The 17,203-nt window shown below is 69.1% G+C and carries 18 protein-coding genes; 16 read left to right on the top strand and 2 right to left on the bottom strand.

The features are described 5' to 3' along the window. The first annotated feature begins 2 nt into the window (after positions 1 to 2). From rpsG to ACFVVX_RS26320, 5 genes are all read left to right on the top strand, one after another. Positions 3 to 473 (top strand): 30S ribosomal protein S7, encoded by a 471-nt coding sequence (gene rpsG, locus ACFVVX_RS26300; protein ID WP_148644378.1) that lies wholly within the window; start codon positions 3 to 5, stop codon positions 471 to 473. A 39-nt stretch (positions 474 to 512) separates the two neighbouring features. Further along, positions 513 to 2,618: an elongation factor G gene (gene fusA, locus ACFVVX_RS26305; protein ID WP_387949089.1), complete on the top strand. Its 2,106-nt coding sequence runs from the start codon at positions 513 to 515 to the stop codon at positions 2,616 to 2,618. 221 nt (positions 2,619 to 2,839) lie between these two features. Continuing rightward, positions 2,840 to 4,033: an elongation factor Tu gene (gene tuf, locus ACFVVX_RS26310; RefSeq protein WP_387949090.1), complete on the top strand. Its 1,194-nt coding sequence runs from the start codon at positions 2,840 to 2,842 to the stop codon at positions 4,031 to 4,033. A gap of 213 nt (positions 4,034 to 4,246) precedes the next feature. Next, positions 4,247 to 5,206, top strand: a complete 960-nt coding sequence (locus tag ACFVVX_RS26315) for a glycosyltransferase family 2 protein (RefSeq protein WP_387949091.1) — start codon at positions 4,247 to 4,249, stop codon at positions 5,204 to 5,206. Then, positions 5,203 to 5,637 carry a GtrA family protein gene (locus tag ACFVVX_RS26320; protein ID WP_387949092.1) on the top strand — a complete coding sequence of 145 codons (435 nt, stop codon included), beginning with the start codon at positions 5,203 to 5,205 and terminating at the stop codon, positions 5,635 to 5,637. Before ACFVVX_RS26315 ends, ACFVVX_RS26320 begins: the two co-directional genes overlap by 4 nt. A gap of 79 nt (positions 5,638 to 5,716) precedes the next feature. Here ACFVVX_RS26320 and rfbC read toward each other — a convergent pair whose 3' ends face one another. After that, positions 5,717 to 6,325 carry a dTDP-4-dehydrorhamnose 3,5-epimerase gene (gene rfbC, locus ACFVVX_RS26325; protein ID WP_387949093.1) on the bottom strand — a complete coding sequence of 203 codons (609 nt, stop codon included), beginning with the start codon at positions 6,323 to 6,325 and terminating at the stop codon, positions 5,717 to 5,719. Beyond that, entirely contained in the window at positions 6,322 to 7,197 is an 876-nt protein-coding gene (gene rfbA / locus ACFVVX_RS26330) for a glucose-1-phosphate thymidylyltransferase RfbA (protein ID WP_387949094.1), read from the bottom strand. The genes rfbC and rfbA overlap by 4 nt, the downstream gene beginning before the upstream one ends. Positions 7,198 to 7,280: 83 nt before the next feature. Between rfbA and rfbB the strand changes: the two genes are divergently transcribed. The 11 genes from rfbB (at position 7,281) to rplW (ending at position 17,188) form a co-directional block, all read left to right on the top strand. Continuing rightward, a complete protein-coding gene (gene rfbB / locus ACFVVX_RS26335) occupies positions 7,281 to 8,258 on the top strand; it encodes a dTDP-glucose 4,6-dehydratase (RefSeq protein WP_387949095.1) in 978 nt (325 codons plus the stop codon). Further along, positions 8,255 to 9,190 (top strand): dTDP-4-dehydrorhamnose reductase, encoded by a 936-nt coding sequence (gene rfbD, locus ACFVVX_RS26340; RefSeq protein WP_387949096.1) that lies wholly within the window; start codon positions 8,255 to 8,257, stop codon positions 9,188 to 9,190. The genes rfbB and rfbD overlap by 4 nt, the downstream gene beginning before the upstream one ends. After that, the gene (locus ACFVVX_RS26345; RefSeq protein ID WP_387949097.1) at positions 9,187 to 10,524 is read left to right on the top strand and encodes a lipopolysaccharide biosynthesis protein; all 1,338 of its coding nucleotides are present in this window, start codon (positions 9,187 to 9,189) and stop codon (positions 10,522 to 10,524) included. The genes rfbD and ACFVVX_RS26345 overlap by 4 nt, the downstream gene beginning before the upstream one ends. A 68-nt stretch (positions 10,525 to 10,592) precedes the next feature. Further along, positions 10,593 to 11,282: a glycosyltransferase family 2 protein gene (locus ACFVVX_RS26350; protein ID WP_387949098.1), complete on the top strand. Its 690-nt coding sequence runs from the start codon at positions 10,593 to 10,595 to the stop codon at positions 11,280 to 11,282. Further along, complete coding sequence (locus ACFVVX_RS26355) at positions 11,279 to 11,677, top strand: DUF2304 domain-containing protein (RefSeq protein ID WP_387949099.1); 399 nt, start codon at positions 11,279 to 11,281, stop codon at positions 11,675 to 11,677. The genes ACFVVX_RS26350 and ACFVVX_RS26355 overlap by 4 nt, the downstream gene beginning before the upstream one ends. 5 nt (positions 11,678 to 11,682) lie before the next feature. Next, positions 11,683 to 12,591: a glycosyltransferase family 2 protein gene (locus tag ACFVVX_RS26360; RefSeq protein ID WP_387949100.1), complete on the top strand. Its 909-nt coding sequence runs from the start codon at positions 11,683 to 11,685 to the stop codon at positions 12,589 to 12,591. Between the two features lie 338 nt (positions 12,592 to 12,929). Next, complete coding sequence (locus ACFVVX_RS26365) at positions 12,930 to 14,726, top strand: hypothetical protein (protein WP_387949101.1); 1,797 nt, start codon at positions 12,930 to 12,932, stop codon at positions 14,724 to 14,726. 489 nt (positions 14,727 to 15,215) lie between these two features. Beyond that, positions 15,216 to 15,524 (top strand): 30S ribosomal protein S10, encoded by a 309-nt coding sequence (gene rpsJ / locus ACFVVX_RS26370; protein WP_012785157.1) that lies wholly within the window; start codon positions 15,216 to 15,218, stop codon positions 15,522 to 15,524. A 14-nt stretch (positions 15,525 to 15,538) separates the two neighbouring features. Then, the gene (gene rplC / locus ACFVVX_RS26375) at positions 15,539 to 16,186 is read left to right on the top strand and encodes a 50S ribosomal protein L3 (RefSeq protein ID WP_387949102.1); all 648 of its coding nucleotides are present in this window, start codon (positions 15,539 to 15,541) and stop codon (positions 16,184 to 16,186) included. A gap of 4 nt (positions 16,187 to 16,190) precedes the next feature. After that, positions 16,191 to 16,868, top strand: a complete 678-nt coding sequence (gene rplD / locus ACFVVX_RS26380) for a 50S ribosomal protein L4 (protein WP_387949103.1) — start codon at positions 16,191 to 16,193, stop codon at positions 16,866 to 16,868. After that, positions 16,868 to 17,188, top strand: a complete 321-nt coding sequence (rplW, locus tag ACFVVX_RS26385; RefSeq protein WP_387949104.1) for a 50S ribosomal protein L23 — start codon at positions 16,868 to 16,870, stop codon at positions 17,186 to 17,188. Before rplD ends, rplW begins: the two co-directional genes overlap by 1 nt. Positions 17,189 to 17,203: the final 15 nt, after the last annotated feature.

Genomic DNA, 17,203 nt, shown 5'->3' on the forward strand with positions numbered 1-17,203 from the left:
GAATGCCTCGTAAGGGCCCCGCCCCGAAGCGCCCGGTCATCATCGACCCGGTTTACGGCTCCCCGGTCGTCACCCAGCTGGTCAACAAGATCCTGCTGCACGGCAAGCGCTCCACCGCCGAGCGGATCGTCTACGGCGCCCTCGAGGGCGTCCGTGAGAAGACCGGCTCCGACCCGGTCGTGGCGCTGAAGCGCGCGCTGGAGAACGTCAAGCCGGCCCTCGAGGTCAAGTCCCGCCGTGTCGGTGGCGCGACCTACCAGGTCCCGGTCGAGGTCCGTCCGGGCCGCGCCAGCACCCTGGCGCTGCGCTGGATGGTCGGTTACTCCCGCGCCCGTCGCGAGAAGACCATGACCGAGCGCCTGATGAACGAGATCCTCGACGCCAGCAACGGTCTGGGCGCTTCGGTGAAGCGTCGCGAGGACACTCACAAGATGGCCGAGTCGAACAAGGCCTTCGCGCACTACCGCTGGTAGTCCTAACCCCGTCACTAGACAGAGAGAGAACGAGCCACCATGGCTGCAACCTCCCTTGACCTTGCCAGGGTCCGCAACATCGGGATCATGGCGCACATCGACGCGGGCAAGACCACCACCACCGAGCGGATCCTGTTCTACACCGGTGTCTCGTACAAGATCGGTGAGGTCCACGATGGCGCTGCCACCATGGACTGGATGGAGCAGGAGCAGGAGCGCGGCATCACGATCACGTCGGCCGCGACGACCTGTCACTGGACGCTCGACGGCGTTGACAACACGATCAACATCATCGACACCCCGGGCCACGTCGACTTCACCGTCGAGGTGGAGCGTTCGCTGCGCGTCCTCGACGGTGCCGTCACGGTGTTCGACGGTGTCGCCGGTGTCGAGCCCCAGTCCGAGACCGTGTGGCGGCAGGCTGACCGCTACGGCGTCCCGCGCATCTGCTTCATCAACAAGCTGGACCGCACGGGCGCGAACTTCTTCTTCTGCGTCGACACCATCGTGGACCGCCTCGGCGCGACCCCGCTGGTGATGCAGCTCCCGATCGGTGCCGAGGCGGACTTCCAGGGCGTTGTCGACCTGGTCCGCATGAAGGCGCTGGTCTGGACGGCCGAGGCCGCCAAGGGCGAGATGTACGACATCGTCGACATCCCGGCCGAGCTGGCCGAGCAGGCCGCGGAGTACCGCGAGAAGCTGCTGGACACCGTGTCGAACGTCAGCGACGAGGTGATGGAGCTCGCCATGGAGGGCGAGGACGTCCCCGAGGCGCTGCTGATCTCCGCGATCCGCAAGGGCACGCTGAACTCGGACTTCACGCCGATCTTCTGTGGTACCGCCTTCAAGAACAAGGGCGTTCAGCCCCTGCTCGACGCGGTGGTCAACTACCTGCCGTCGCCGCTGGACATCGAGTCCATCGAGGGCACCAAGCCCGGCGACGACACGGTCAAGATCTCCCGCAAGGCGTCGGACGAGGAGCCGCTCGCGGCTCTGGCGTTCAAGATCATGTCCGACCCGCACCTGGGCAAGCTCACCTTCGTCCGGATCTACTCCGGGCGCCTTGAGGCCGGCACCGCCGTCCTCAACGCGGTGAAGGGCCGCAAGGAGCGCATCGGCAAGATCTACCGCATGCACGCGAACAAGCGTGAGGAGATCGACTCGGTGGGCGCCGGCGACATCGTCGCCGTCATGGGTCTCAAGCAGACCACCACCGGCGAGACCCTGAGCGACGAGAAGCACCCGGTCATCCTGGAGTCCATGGACTTCCCGGCCCCGGTCATCCGCGTCGCGATCGAGCCGAAGTCGAAGGGTGACCAGGAGCGTCTGGGCACCGCGATCCAGCGGCTGGCCGAGGAGGACCCGTCCTTCCAGGTCAACACCGACGAAGAGACCGGCCAGACCATCATCGCGGGTATGGGCGAGCTGCACCTCGAGGTGCTGGTCGACCGTATGAAGCGTGAGTTCAAGGTCGAGGCCAACGTCGGCAAGCCGCAGGTCGCCTACCGCGAGACGATCCGCAAGGCCGTCGAGCGCATCGACTACACGCACAAGAAGCAGACCGGTGGCTCCGGCCAGTTCGCGAAGATCCAGATCGCGATCGAGCCGATCGAGTCCGGCGAGGGCTACGAGTTCGTGAACAAGGTCACCGGTGGCCGCGTTCCGAAGGAGTACATCCCCTCGGTCGACGCCGGTTGCCAGGAGGCCATGGAGTTCGGCGTGCTCGCCGGCTACGCCCTCCAGGGTGTCCGCGTGACGCTGCTCGACGGTGCCTCGCACGACGTCGACTCCTCCGAGCTGGCGTTCAAGATCGCCGGTTCGATGGCCTTCAAGGAGGGCGCTCGCAAGGCGTCCCCGGCTCTGCTCGAGCCGATGATGGCCGTCGAGGTCACCACGCCCGAGGACTACATGGGCGATGTGATCGGCGACATCAACGCTCGCCGTGGCCAGATCCGGTCCATGGACGAGCGTTACGGTGCCCGCGTCGTTTCGGCGCTGGTGCCGCTCTCCGAGATGTTCGGCTACGTCGGTGACCTGCGCAGCAAGACCTCTGGTCGCGCGAGCTACTCGATGCAGTTCGACTCGTACGCCGAGGTTCCGCGGAACGTGGCGGACGACATCATCGCCAAGGCCAAGGGCGAGTAGCTCCGGCTCCTGCCGGTAGTCGTTCATCCCGACATTCGGGATGATTACGAACCCTTAGGCTTGTAGGAGGCGTTCCGGGAGAATCCGGCCGGATTCTCCCGGGGCCCTCCGGCCCCCCCACCCGCGGGACGGCATGGGGTGCTTCGGTGCCCCGTTCCCAACCCGATCAAAGACCAACTGACGTCAGCACGGCGTACAGAACTGTCCTCAGGAGGACTGCAGTGGCGAAGGCGAAGTTCGAGCGGACGAAGCCCCACGTCAACATCGGCACCATCGGTCACATCGACCACGGTAAGACCACTCTTACCGCGGCGATCACCAAGGTGCTGCACGACGCGTACCCGGACATCAACCCCTTCACGCCGTTCGACCAGATCGACAAGGCGCCGGAGGAGCGGCAGCGCGGTATCACCATCTCGATCGCGCACGTCGAGTACCAGACCGAGGCGCGTCACTACGCCCACGTCGACTGCCCGGGTCACGCGGACTACATCAAGAACATGATCACCGGTGCGGCCCAGATGGACGGTGCGATCCTCGTCGTCGCCGCCACCGACGGCCCGATGCCGCAGACCAAGGAGCACGTCCTCCTGGCCCGCCAGGTCGGCGTCCCCTACATCGTCGTCGCCCTGAACAAGGCCGACATGGTGGACGACGAGGAGATCCTGGAGCTCGTCGAGCTCGAGGTCCGTGAGCTCCTCTCCGAGTACGAGTTCCCGGGCGACGACCTGCCGGTCGTGCGCGTCTCGGCGCTCAAGGCGCTCGAGGGCGACAAGGAGTGGGGCGAGAAGCTCCTCGGCCTCATGCACGCGGTCGACGAGGCCATCCCGACCCCGGCCCGCGCCGTGGACCAGCCGTTCCTGATGCCGATCGAGGACGTCTTCACGATCACCGGTCGTGGCACCGTCGTCACCGGTCGTATCGAGCGTGGCATCCTCAAGGTCAACGAGACTGTCGACATCATCGGCATCAAGGAGACCAAGACCACCACCACGGTCACCGGCATCGAGATGTTCCGCAAGCTGCTCGACGAGGGCCAGGCCGGTGAGAACGTCGGTCTGCTCCTCCGTGGCATCAAGCGCGAGGACGTCGAGCGCGGCCAGGTCATCATCAAGCCCGGTTCGGTCACCCCGCACACCGAGTTCGAGGCCCAGTCCTACATCCTGTCGAAGGACGAGGGTGGTCGTCACACCCCGTTCTTCAACAACTACCGCCCGCAGTTCTACTTCCGTACCACGGACGTGACCGGCGTCGTGACCCTCCCCGAGGGCACCGAGATGGTCATGCCGGGCGACAACACCGCCATGACGGTCGTGCTGATCCAGCCGATCGCCATGGAGGAGGGCCTGAAGTTCGCCATCCGTGAGGGTGGCCGCACCGTCGGCGCCGGCCAGGTCACCAAGATCGTCAAGTAATTGACGCTCTAGACCTGCCTGTACCGCACAGGCGAACCGAAGGGCCCCGCACACTCCGGTGTGCGGGGCCCTTCGGCATCCCCCGCCGCGGGGGAGTACGGCCAGGTCGGACGGCCTCTCAGTCGCCTCTCACGGCCTCTCACGGACGCCTCAGGACCGGCTGCTATCGTCGGGCCACGATCCAGCCCCAGCAGTGGAAAGCGGGACCACCCCATGCCTACAGCGCCCCGGTTGTCGGTCGTCATGCCGATCTACAACGAGCAGGAAGCGCTGCCGCTGACCGCCAGCAGACTGCGTCCGATCCTGGACGGGCTCGGGATCGACTACGAGGTCGTGGGGGTCGACGACGGCAGTACGGACGCCACGCCCGTCATCATGCAGAAGCTGCGGCAGGACTGGCCGCAACTGCGCACCGTGCGGCTCGCCCGCAACTCCGGGCACCAGGCGGCGCTGACCGCGGGCATCCACCGGGCGCTGGGCGACTACGTGGTCTCCATCGACGCCGACCTCCAGGACCCGCCGGAGAAGATCCCGGAGATGCTCGCGCTCGCCCGCGAGGAGAACCTCGACATCGTCTACGGGGTCCGCGGGGACCGGGGCACCGACACCTTCTTCAAGCGGCGCACCGCCGGCGCCTACTACTGGCTGATGCGCCGCCTGGTCGGCAAGAAGATGCCCAACCAGGCCGGGGACTTCCGCCTGCTCAGCCGGGCCGCCGTCGACGCGCTGAAGGCGATGCCCGAGCACCAGCCGGTGTACCGCCTGCTGGTCCCGTGGCTCGGCTTCCCCAGCGGCGAGGTCGTCTACGTCCGCGAGGAGCGGGTCGCCGGCAGCACCAAGTACCCGCTGTCCAAGATGGTCAACCTGGCCCTGGACAGCATCACCAACTTCTCGGCCAGCCCGCTGCGGCTCGCCACCTGGCTCGGCCTGCTGAGCTTCGTGGTCTGCCTCGGCCTGGCGGTCTACTCCACGGCCGCGTACGCGTTCGGCTCGACGGTGCCCGGCTGGTCCTCGCTGTTCATCGCGATGCTCTTCATCGGCGCCGTCCAGCTGGTCTGCGTCGGCCTGCTGGGCGAGTACATCGGGCGGATCTACTCCGCGGTCCAGGCGCGTCCGGCGTACTTCGTCGGCTACGACTCGGCCGAGGACGAATGGCAGGGAAAATCCCGATGACGTTCACCGGCGAACCGACCCGGCCGCCGGGGCAGCGCCGGGCGCTCCTGCGTCAACTGCCCTCGTTCCTGGTCATCGGCGTCCTGAGCACGCTCTTCTACCTGGGGCTGTTCGTCCTCGCGCGCTGGTTCACCGGCGCGCAGGCCGCCAACCTGATCGCCCTCGCGGTCAGTGCGGTCGCCAACACGGCCGCCAACCGCCGCTTCACCTTCGGGATCACCGGCAGCGAGGGTGCGCTGCGGCACCAACTGCAGGGCGCGGTGGCCTTCCTGATCGGGCTGGGCCTCAGCAGCGGGGCGCTCGCCCTGCTCGGCGCGTTCGTGCCGGACGCCTCCCGGCCGGTCGAGCTGGCCGGTCTGATCGTGGCCAACGGCCTCGCCACGGTGGCCCGCTTCCTGCTGCTGAAGACCTGGGTCTTCCGGGGCCGCTGACGGTCCGTCGGCGGCCGGCGACGCACAGGGGCCCGGCCGCGGTCGATGCGGCCGGGCCCCTGGTACGGGAGCGGTCGGGTCAGGCGTCGTAGGCGGCGCTCAGGCCCGCGGTGAAGGCCTTGACGGCCTGGTAGTCCGGCAGCAGGCCGCTCGCCAGGGCGTCGGCCAGCGACGGGGCGTCGGAGTCCTTGGCGGAGAGCTGCGGCACGTCGGCCGGCCACTCGATGCCGAGGTCCGGGTCGAGCGGGTGCACCCCGTGCTCGCCGGTCGGGTTGAACGTCTCGGAGCAGAGGTAGGACAGCGTCGCGTCGTCACTGAGCGCGCAGAAGCCGTGGCCCAGGCCCTCCGAGATGTAGACGGCCTTGCGCTCGGTCTCGTCGAGGCGCACGCCCTCCCAGCGGCCGAAGGTCGGCGAGCCGACCCGCAGGTCCACGATGACGTCCAGCACCGCGCCGCGCACGCAGGTCACGTACTTGGCCTGGCCGGGCGGGACGTCGGCGAAGTGGATGCCGCGCACGACGCCCCGGCTGGAGACCGAGAGGTTCGCCTGGGCCAGCCGCAGCGGGTGGCCGACGACCTCGGCCAGCTTGTCGAAGCGGAACCACTCGGTGAACAGGCCGCGCGGGTCGCCGTGCAGCTGCGGGGTGATCTCCCAGGCGCCCTCGATGGACAGCTCGTCGAACTTCACCGGGAGCCCTCCTCGTCCAGCAGCGCCACCAGGTACTGGCCGTAGCCGCTCTTGAGCAGCGGCTCGGCGAGCTCGCGCAGCTGCGCGTCGTCGATCAGGCCGGCCCGCCAGACCGCCTCCTCGATGCAGCCGATCTTGAAGCCCTGGCGCTCCTCGATGACCCGGACGAACTCGGAGGCCTGCACCATCGAGACGAACGTGCCGGTGTCCAGCCAGGCGGTGCCCCGGTCGAGGATCGTCACGTGCAGGTCGCCGGCCTGCAGGTAGGCCTCGTTGACCGCGGTGATCTCCAGCTCGCCGCGGGCGCTGGGCTTCAGGCCGCGGGCGATCTCGACCACGCGGTTGTCGTAGAAGTACAGGCCGGGGACGGCGTAACGGGACTTGGGCTCGGTCGGCTTCTCCTCGATGGAGATGACCTGGCCGTCCTCGTCGAACTCGACCACGCCGTACGCGGTCGGGTCGGCCACCGGGTAGGCGAAGACCCGGCCGCCCTTGGCACCGGTGTGCTCGGAGAGCCGGGTGCCGAGGCCGCTGCCGTGGAAGATGTTGTCGCCGAGGATGAGCGCGACGGGCTCGTCGCCGATGAAGTCGGCGCCCAGCACGAAGGCCTGGGCGATGCCCTCGGGGCGCTCCTGGACGGCGTACTCCAGGCGGAGGCCGAACTGGGAGCCGTCGCCCAGGAGGCGCTCGAACTGCTCCCTGTCGTTCGGGGTGGTGATGATCAGGATCTCGCTGATCCCCGCCATCACCAGGGTCGAGAGGGGGTAGTAGATCATCGGCTTGTCGAAGACCGGGAGGAGCTGCTTCGACACCGCCCGGGTCAGCGGCCAGAGCCGCGAGCCGGTGCCGCCGGCCAGAAGGATTCCACGCATGCGTGCACCTTATTCGAGTCCGGGCGGGCAGGTGAGGCCCGGGTCGGTGGGGGTACCGGCGCGACGGTAGACTACGGCGCACTATGCGCATCCTCGTGACCGGCGGTGCCGGCTTCATCGGTTCTGAATTCGTCCGCCAGCTGCTGGGCGCCGACACCACTGACCAGATCACGGTCTTCGACAAGCTCACGTACTCGGGCGTCGAGGCCAACCTGGCGCCGGTGGCGGGCCACAGCGGCTACACCTTCGTCCGTGGCGACATCTGCGACGTCGACGCCGTCGACCAGGTCATGCCCGGCCACGACGTGGTCGTCCACTTCGCGGCCGAGTCGCACGTCGACCGCTCGATCGCGGGCGCCGGCCCGTTCGTGCTGACCAACGTCGTCGGCACCCAGGTCCTGCTGGACGCGGCCCGCAAGCACGGCGTGGGCCGCTTCGTGCACATCTCCACCGACGAGGTGTACGGCTCGATCAACGAGGGCTCCTGGACGGAGGAGTGGCCGCTGGAGCCGAACTCCCCGTACTCCGCCTCGAAGGCCTCCTCGGACCTGCTGGCGCTGGCCTACCACCGCACCCACGGGATGGACGTCGTGGTGACCCGGTGCTCGAACAACTACGGGCACTACCAGTTCCCCGAGAAGGTCATCCCGCTCTTCACGACCAACCTGATCGACGGCCGGAAGGTGCCGCTGTACGGCGACGGCGGCAACATCCGTGACTGGCTGCACGTCTCCGACCACTGCCGGGGCATCGAGCTGGCCATGCGCAACGGCCGGGCCGGCCAGGTCTACAACATCGGCGGCGGCACCGAGGTGACCAACAAGGAGCTGACCGGTCTGCTCCTGGAGGCCGCCGGCGTCGGCTGGGACATGGTCGAGCACGTCGAGGACCGCAAGGGCCACGACCTGCGCTACTCGATCGACATCAGCAAGATCCGCGAGGAGCTCGGCTACGAGCCGCAGGTCCGCTTCGAGGACGGCCTCGCCGCGACCATCCAGTGGTACCGCGACAACCGCGCCTGGTGGGAGCCCCTGAAGACGAAGGCGGCCCTGGCCAAGTGACCGCCAACGCCTCGGGGCAGGTCCGCTGGCTCGTCACCGGCGCGGCCGGCATGCTCGGCCGGGACCTGCTGACGGTGCTCGCCGCCGACGCGACGGCCGAGGTCACCGCCCTCGGCCGGACCGGCCTGGACATCACCGACGCGGCGGCCGTGCAGGCCGCCGTCGACGGCCACGACATCGTGGTCAACTGCGCGGCCTGGACGGACGTCGACGGCGCCGAGACGGCCGAGGAGGCCGCCACCGCCGTCAACGGCACCGGTGTGGCCCACCTGGCCGCCGCCTGCGCCAAGGCCGGCGCCCGGCTGCTGCACGTCTCCACCGACTACGTCCTGGCCGGCGACGCCGACCAGCCGTACCCGGAGGACGCGCCGACCTCCCCGGTCAACGCCTACGGCCGCAGCAAGCTGGTGGGGGAGCAGGCCGTCGCCGACCTGCTGCCGGAGCACGGCTACACCGTGCGCACCGCCTGGCTGTACGGCGAGCACGGCCCGAACTTCGTCGCCACCATGCTCAAGCTCGCCGCCCAGCGGCCCAGCCTGGACGTGGTCGACGACCAGCAGGGCCAGCCGACCTGGTCGTACGCGCTCGCCCGGCAGCTCGTCGCGCTCGGTCACGCCGCGCTCGCCGGCCGGGCGCCGGCCGGCGTCTACCACGGCACGGCGACCGGCCGGACCACCTGGTTCGGGCTGGCCCGCGAGACCTACCGGCTGAGCGGCCTCGACCCCGAGCGGATCCGCCCCACCACCTCGGCGGCCTTCGTCCGTCCGGCGGTGCGGCCCGCGTTCAGCGTGCTGGGCCACGACCGCTGGTCCGCCGCCGGCCTGACGCCGCCGGCCGACTGGCGCGAGCAGCTCGGTGAGGCGCTGGGCACGCCCGTGTTCACCGAACTGGCCGCTGCGGCCCAGGCGACCGAGAGCGACAGACCTCAGTGAAGAATCCGCTGACGAAGGTGGCCGCCGCGCTACCGCCGGGAACCCTGGCGGTGGCGGGCGGCACCGTCGTGCTCGGCGCGGCGGCGTACATCCACCTCGGTGTGGCGGGTCACAGCCTGTCCGTCGACGACATGGCGAACGTCTCACTGCTCTGGACGATCGTGATGTCCGTCGGCATCGGCGTGTTCTTCCCGATCGAGCAGGAGCTCACCCGGATCGTTGCCGCCCGGGCCGCGCTCGGCCACGGCGCGGGGCCGGTCCTGCGCCGGGCCACCCTGCTGACCGGCGCCATCCTCGGCGCGGTGCTGCTGGTGATCGGCGTCGGCTCCGGGCGGATCGCCGACCTGATGTTCCACGGCGACCGCTCGCTGGTGTTCGCCCTGGGCGGCGCCTTCGCCGGCATGGCCGTCTGCTACCTCACCCGCGGCGTGCTGGCCGGCCTCGGCCGGTTCGGCGCCTACGGGACCCAGCTGGGCATCGATGGCGGCCTGCGGATCGGACTGGCCTTCGGCTGCGGCCTGGCCGGCGTGCACTCCGCGCTGGCGTTCAGCCTGATCCTCGCCGCCGCACCGATCGCGGCGACCGTGGTGACGCTGCCCGCGCTGCTGCGGGTGGTCAAGCCGGGCCCGCGGATCCCGTGGTCCGAGCTCTGCTCCGGGCTGGGCCTGCTGATCTGCTCGACCCTGCTCTCCCAGGTCGTGGTGAACGCCGCGGTGGTGAGCACCAAGCTGCTCGCGCCGTCCGACTCGGCCCTGATCGCCGCGCTGCTCAACGCGCTGGTGCTGGCCCGGGTGCCGCTGTTCGTGTTCGGCTCGCTGCAGGCCTCGTTGCTCAACGGGCTCTCCGCGGCGATCGCGGTCGGCGACCGGGCGGCGTTCAGCGGCATGCTCCGCCGGATCGGCGCCGTGGTGGGCCTGCTCGGCGTGCTCGGCGGGATCCCCGCCGTGGCCCTCGGGCCCTGGCTGATCCAGGTGCTGTTCGGCGCGAAGCCGGTGCTCGGCTGCCTCGACTTCTTCTGGCTGTCCGCAGGAACCGTGGCGTACATGTTCGCGATGGTGCTCGGACAGGCGCTGATGGTATTCAAGCGGCACAACCTCCAGCTGCTCTGCTGGGCGGTGGGCACCGGCGTCCTCGCGGGCGTCACCTTCCTGCCGGGCGAGGTGGCCACCCGTGTGATCCTGGCCTATGCGGCGGGCTCCGTGGCCACCGTGCTCGGTATGCTGGCCGCCCTCAGGCGCAGCTTCCCCGGTTCGCCCGCGAAGCAGGCCGCTCCCGCGCAGAGCGCATCGGAGCGGAGCATGCCTACCCTGAGTGCCGGGGTGGTCGGCGAATGACCGCATCGGCCCCCGACATACGGATTGCCGCGCACGAGCGCGGGAGACACCCCGAACATGGAGCCCCCGTGTCCCAGTACGACGATGTCTGGCTGGTGATCCCGGCCTACAACGAAGGCCAGGTGATCGCTGACGTTGTGGAGGGAGCGCGCAAGACGTTCCCCAACATCGTCGTGGTCGATGACGGCAGTGCGGACGACTCCGCCAAGCACATCATGTCCACCGGTGCCCACCTGGTGCGGCACCCGGTCAACCTCGGCCAGGGTGCTGCCCTGCAGACCGGCCTGGCCTACGCGCTCGCCCAGCCGGGCGCCCAGTACTTCGCCACCTTCGACGCGGACGGGCAGCACCAGACCGCCGACGTCGAGAAGATGGTCGAGTTCCTGCGCGCCGGCGAGGCCGACGTCGTCCTGGGCTCGCGCTTCATCGAGCAGAACGGCCAGGTGCCCTGGATCAAGCGGGTCGTCCTGCGCACCGCCGCGACGGTCAGCCCGACCGCGCGCAAGCTCAAGCTCACCGACTCGCACAACGGCCTTCGCGTGCTCAACCGCGAGGCGGCCGGCCGGCTGCGGATCACCATGAACGGCATGGCCCACGCGTCGGAGATCGTCAGCTTCCTGGCCGGTTCCGACCTGCGGGTCGCCGAGCTGCCGGTGGACATCCTGTACACCGACTACTCACGCGCCAAGGGTCAGTCCCTGATCAACGGCGTCAACATCATCTTCGACATCTCGCTGCGGGAGCGTGGCCGCCGATGAACTACTTCTGGATCCAGCTCGTCCTCATCCTGGGCTCGGTCATTCTGGCCTTCACGTTCATCCGGCGCTGGGACGCCGCGAACACCCGGGCCTGGAAGCGCATCGCCTTCTCGGTGTTCGTGGTGGTGAACATCTACGCCGTGCTCCGGCCGACCGATGTCACCTGGATCGCGCACAAGCTCGGCGTCGGCCGCGGCACCGACCTGGTGCTGTACGTGATGGTGCTGGCGATGGGCTTCCTGACCCTCAACACCTTCCTGCGCTTCCGCTCGCTGGAGAAGAAGCTCACCGACCTCGCCCGGACCGTCGCGATCAACGAGGGCGCCCGGCTGAACGAGGAGCGCTTCGACCTGGACCTGCCGGTGTCGGCCCCGGTCGACCGCAGCGGGGTCTGAGCACCATGGCCACCTTCGAGTTCATGCTGCCGTACTACGGCGACGTGGGTCTGATGCAGGCCGCGGTGCGCAGCATCCTGGGGCAGACCGACCCGGACCTCCGGCTGACCGTCGTCGACGACGGCAAGGAGCCGGACGTCCCGGGCTGGTTCGCCGAGCTCGGCGACGACCGGGTCCGCTACCTGCGCAACGAGCACAACCTCGGGATCACCCGGAACTTCCAGAAGTGCGTGGAGCTCTCGACGGCGGACCACGTCGTCATCATGGGCTGCGACGACCTGCTGCACCCGCACTACCTGGAGACCGTCCGGGCGATCCTCAAGGCCAACCCGGACCTGGGCATGGTCCAGCCGGGCGTCGAGGTGATCGACGGCGAGGGCGTGGTGACCGCCGGCCTGGCCGACAACGTCAAGGGGCGGATCTACGCGCCGAGCGTCAACGGCCGTCGGCTGATGGGCGGCGAGGAGCTGGCCGCCAGCGTGCTGCGCGGCAACTGGATGTACTTCCCGTCGATCTGCTGGCGGGGCGAGGCCCTGCGCGCGGTCAACTTCCGCGACGAGTACTCGGTGATCCAGGACCTGGCCCTGGTGGTCGACCTGCTGGAGCGGGGCGAGCAGATGATGGTGGACAACACCACCACCGTCTTCCAGTACCGCCGGCACGCGGTCAGCGAGTCCTCGGTGCAGGCCTTCTCCGGTACCCGGTTCACCGAGGCCGAGCGCTACTTCAACGCGGTGGCCGAGCGGATGGAGGCGCGCGGGTGGCCGAAGGCGGCGCGCGCGGCCAAGGTCCGCAGCGCCTCGCGCTTCCACGCCATCACGATGATCCCCGGGGCCCTGCGCCGGGGCCAGCGCGACGGTGTGCGCACCCTGGCCCGGCACGCCTTCACCTCAGGGCAGCGTCACGAGGGCTGAACCCCGGCCCCGAGCCGCCGCCCCGGTGCTCGGGGCAGGGCGGATGACGCAAGCCCGGCCCGGCTGCTCAGGCAGCGGGGCCGGGCTCGCCGCATCTCGCGCCGGGAGTGGCGCAATATGACGGTGGACTATATATGCTCGTCTTCGGCAGGTGTGGCGTGCCCGCGCGGCACACCCGCCCGGCCCGGCTCCGGGAGCGTCCCGCCCCCGGTGGTCCAGGCCTCTGCCGCACCGGTCCGGTGGCCGGGCGCGGCCGTACCGCGGGGTAGTGTCCACCAGAAGCCGACCCGCCTGGCACCGTTCAGCAGACGTCCGCAGTCCTACGGAAGTGAAGCGACATGACCGACCTGGCAACCGACCGGCCCAGCACATCGGACCTGTCCCCTGACCGGGACGGCGCCGCCCGCTCCGACGGCACGGCGGGGGGCACCGGCTGGAGCGAGCGCCGCTGGGTGCTGGTGACCGCGGAAATCGTGGTCAGCGTGGTGGCCGCACTCGGCTTCACCCTGCTGTGCCGACACATCAGCGTGAACCCGCTGAACCGGATCGGGCAGGTCAGCGGCCTGGCCAAGATCCAGCAGTACGCGGCCCTGGTGGGCCTGCCGATCCTGGCGGTGCTGGTCTACACGGCCTACCGCGGCGGACTTCGCCGCCACCGGCTGACCCAGCGGCTGGTCTGCGCGGCCCTGGCGGGCCTGGCGACCGGCGTGGTCGCCGGCGGCGTCGTGGTCGCCCTGCGGGGCACCCCCTGGCCGCTCGGCGGGCAGGAGGGCGACCCGAGCCAGCTGGTCGACATGGCGACGTCGATGATGCACGACAAGGGCCTGCCCGGCGTCTACCCGCCGCTCTTCCCGGCGGCCGTCGCGCTCTGGTCCGAGCTCCACTACGGCGGGGTCGGCGGCGCCGGCTTCGCCCTGCACGACCTGCAGATCATCTGCAGCGCCCTGGTCGGACCGATGAGCTACCTGGCCTGGCGCCTCGTGCTGCGGCCGTTCTGGGCGCTGGCCATCGCGGTGCCCTCGGCGCTGGTGTTCCTGGACCCGATCCGCCCGTACAGCCACGTCACGATGATCGTCCTGGTGCCGCTGCTGGCGGCCTGCCTGCGCGAGCTGCGCCGGGTGGGGGAGCTCCCGACCCGGTCGGCGCTGCTGCGCGGCCTGGGCTTCGGCGTCATCTTCGGCGTGCTGTTCCTCTGGTACTCCGGCTGGTACCTGTGGTCGGCGCCGGGCGTGTTCCTGCTCACCCTCTTCGTCTTCCCGTGGCGCCGCGGCCGCGAGGCCGTCCGCCGGGGCCTGCTCTTCCTCGCCGCGACCGTGGTCACCGCCGCGGCCATCGGCTCCCCGCTGCTGTACCAGATCCTCAAGCTCGGCGCCGACACCCCGGACCGGTACGCCTACATCGTCAACTACGTCGACCCGGCCTACGTGCTCGGCTGGATGTCCGACCGCAACGGCGACCTGACCTACCACAACTGGCCGCAGGCCGGCGAGCTGGCCGGCCAGACCGGCTTCGCGATCATGCTGATCACCGCGGTGGGCATCGGCGTGGGCCTGGGCCTGCGCAACATCGTGGTCCGCACGGCGGCCGCGGTGCTGGCCGGCGCCTGGCTGCTGAGGTTCTACTTCGCCTCGCACATGGCCCACTCCCAGATGGTCCAGCTCTACCCGCGGACCACCTGGATCATCATGTACTGCCTGCTGATCCTGGCCGTGGTCGGCCTGATGGCCGGCCTGGAGCGGGGGACCGGCTGGCTGGAGCGCACGCTGCGCTCGGCGGGCCGCACCGCGGAGGGGCCCGCCATCCCGCGCCGGGTCACCCAGCAGCTGGCCGCCGGACTGGTCTGCGCCCTCGCGCTGTTCGCCACGATGGGCGCCTCCTGGTCGGTGGACCGCTACATGCCGCAGGCCGAGACCACCAACTCGATGGGCCTGGACGCCTGGCGGGCGCACACCATCAAGAAGAAGGACGGCACCTGCCCGAAGTTCTCCCCGGTGGCCAAGTGCGCGGACATCATCACCAAGGACTGGAAGCCCACCCCGGACGACAAGAAGTTCATCTGGTGCGCCAACGTGCGCACCGAGGACTGGCCGGCGGTCTGCGGCCGTGAGGCGCCCTGGCTGAAGGAACAGAAGTAGCAGCTCCGCGGGTTTCGATCGGGGCCGGTGGGGGAGACCTCATCGGCCCCGATTGGCTTTTCGGCTGCTCCATGTGGCAGTATGTCCAAGTTGCTCGGTTGAGTGCCGATGCTGCGCGCCTCCCGCCGGGAGGACCGGAAGCGAGTCCCATGTACTCGTCGTTCCCGTGATGGCCGTTCATGCGTTCACGTGTCGTATGTGAACGCAGTGGTGTGAAGTCGACACCGCGGCAGCTGCGGGGCGGACGTACGGGAATCTTCCGGGAAGCGTGGACAGGGCCTCGATCCGGCGCCTGGTGGGTGCAAGACCTCACCGATCCCGTGGGAAATCCGCAGAGGGAAACCTCGTGTCGGATTTTTTGCAAGCGAGAGGGCGACACGCCCGAGCGCGGGGGTCGGAGGTAACACCCGGGGGCGCCACCGGACACAGTCCACCTGGATGAATCCGGCCGCAGAAGCAGCAGACGACACGAAGGACTACTGAGTAGCCATGGCGGGACAGAAGATCCGCATCCGGCTCAAGGCCTACGACCACGAGGTGATTGACTCCTCGGCGAAGAAGATCGTCGAGACTGTCATTCGCACTGGTGCGCAGGTCGCGGGCCCGGTGCCGCTGCCCACTGAGAAGAACGTGTACTGCGTCATCCGCTCGCCGCACAAGTACAAGGACTCGCGCGAGCACTTCGAGATGCGTACTCACAAGCGTCTGATCGACATCCTCGACCCCACGCCGAAGACGGTTGACTCGCTCATGCGTCTCGACCTGCCGGCTGGTGTCGACATCGAGATCAAGCTCTGAGAGGCGCACCGAAGATGGCTAAGCAGATTAAGGGCATCCTGGGCGAGAAGCTCGGCATGACCCAGGTCTGGGACGAGAACAACCGGATCGTTCCGGTGACCGTCGTCAAGGCTGGGCCCAATGTCGTGACCCAGGTCCACACCGCCGACAGCGCGAGCGGCTACGACGCCGTGCAGATCGGCTTCGGCGAGATCGACCCCCGCAAGGTGAACAAGCCCCTCGCGGGTCACTTCGCCAAGGCCGGTGTCACCCCGCGCCGTCACCTGGTCGAGCTGCGTACCTCGGACGCGTCCGAGTACACGCTGGGCCAGGAGATCACCGCCGAGCTGTTCGAGGCGGGTGTCAAGGTCGACGTGACCGGCACCTCCAAGGGCAAGGGCTTCGCCGGTGTCATGAAGCGTCACAACTTCAAGGGCCTCGGCGCCGGTCACGGCACCCAGCGCAAGCACCGTTCCCCCGGTTCCATCGGTGGCTGCGCCACCCCGGGCCGTGTGTTCAAGGGCATGCGCATGGCTGGTCGGATGGGTCACGAGCGGGTGACCACCCAGAACCTGACCGTGCACGCGGTCGACGCGGAGAAGGGCCTGCTCCTGATCAAGGGCGCTGTCCCGGGTCCGAACGGCGGCCTCGTCCTCGTCCGCACCGCGGCGAAGGGGCTGTGAGCAAATGAGCACCATTGACATCCTGTCGCCGGCTGGCGACAAGACCGGCAGCCTCGAGCTGCCGGCCGAGATCTTCGACGCGAAGGTCAGCGTTCCGCTGATGCACCAGGTCGTCGTGGCGCAGCTCGCTGCGGCCCGTCAGGGCACCCACAAGACCAAGACTCGTGGCGAGGTCCGCGGTGGCGGCAAGAAGCCGTACCGCCAGAAGGGCACCGGCCGCGCCCGTCAGGGCTCGACCCGTGCGCCGCAGTTCGCCGGCGGTGGCGTTGTGCACGGTCCCGTGCCGCGCGACTACTCGCAGCGGACCCCGAAGAAGATGATCGCCGCCGCTCTGCGCGGTGCGCTCACCGACCGGGCCCGCCATGACCGCATCCACGTCGTCACCGACGTGATCGCGGCCGAGGCGCCGTCGACCAAGGCCGCCAAGAGCCTGTTCGGCAAGATCACCGAGCGCAAGAACGTCCTCCTGGTCGTCGAGCGCGCGGACGAGCTGGGCCTCAAGTCCGCTCGCAACCTGCCGAACGTGCACATCCTGGACGCCGGTCAGCTGAACACCTACGACGTGCTCGTCTCCGACGATGTGGTCTTCACCCAGGCTGCTTTCGAGCGTTTCGTGGCGGGTCCCGCCGCGTCCGCCAAGGCTGTGGCTGCTGAGGGCGAGCTCGAAGGGAGCGCCGCCTGATGGCTGCACAGATCACGAGCAAGACGTTCACGGACCCCCGTGACGTCCTGGTGAAGCCGGTCATCTCCGAGAAGAGCTACTCGCTCCTCGACGAGAACAAGTACACGTTCGTCGTGTCGCCGGGTGCCAACAAGACCCAGATCAAGCAGGCCGTCGAGGCGGTCTTCTCGGTCAAGGTCGAGTCCGTCAACACGCTCAACCGTCAGGGCAAGCGCAAGCGCTCCAAGACGGGCTTTGGCAAGCGCAAGGACACCAAGCGCGCCATCGTGACGCTGGCTGAGGGCAACCGCATCGACATCTTCGGTGGTCCGGTCTCCTAACGGGGATCGTGATCG

This window comes from Kitasatospora sp. NPDC058170 (assembly GCF_042883905.1).
Classification (GTDB): Bacteria; Actinomycetota; Actinomycetes; order Streptomycetales; family Streptomycetaceae; genus Kitasatospora.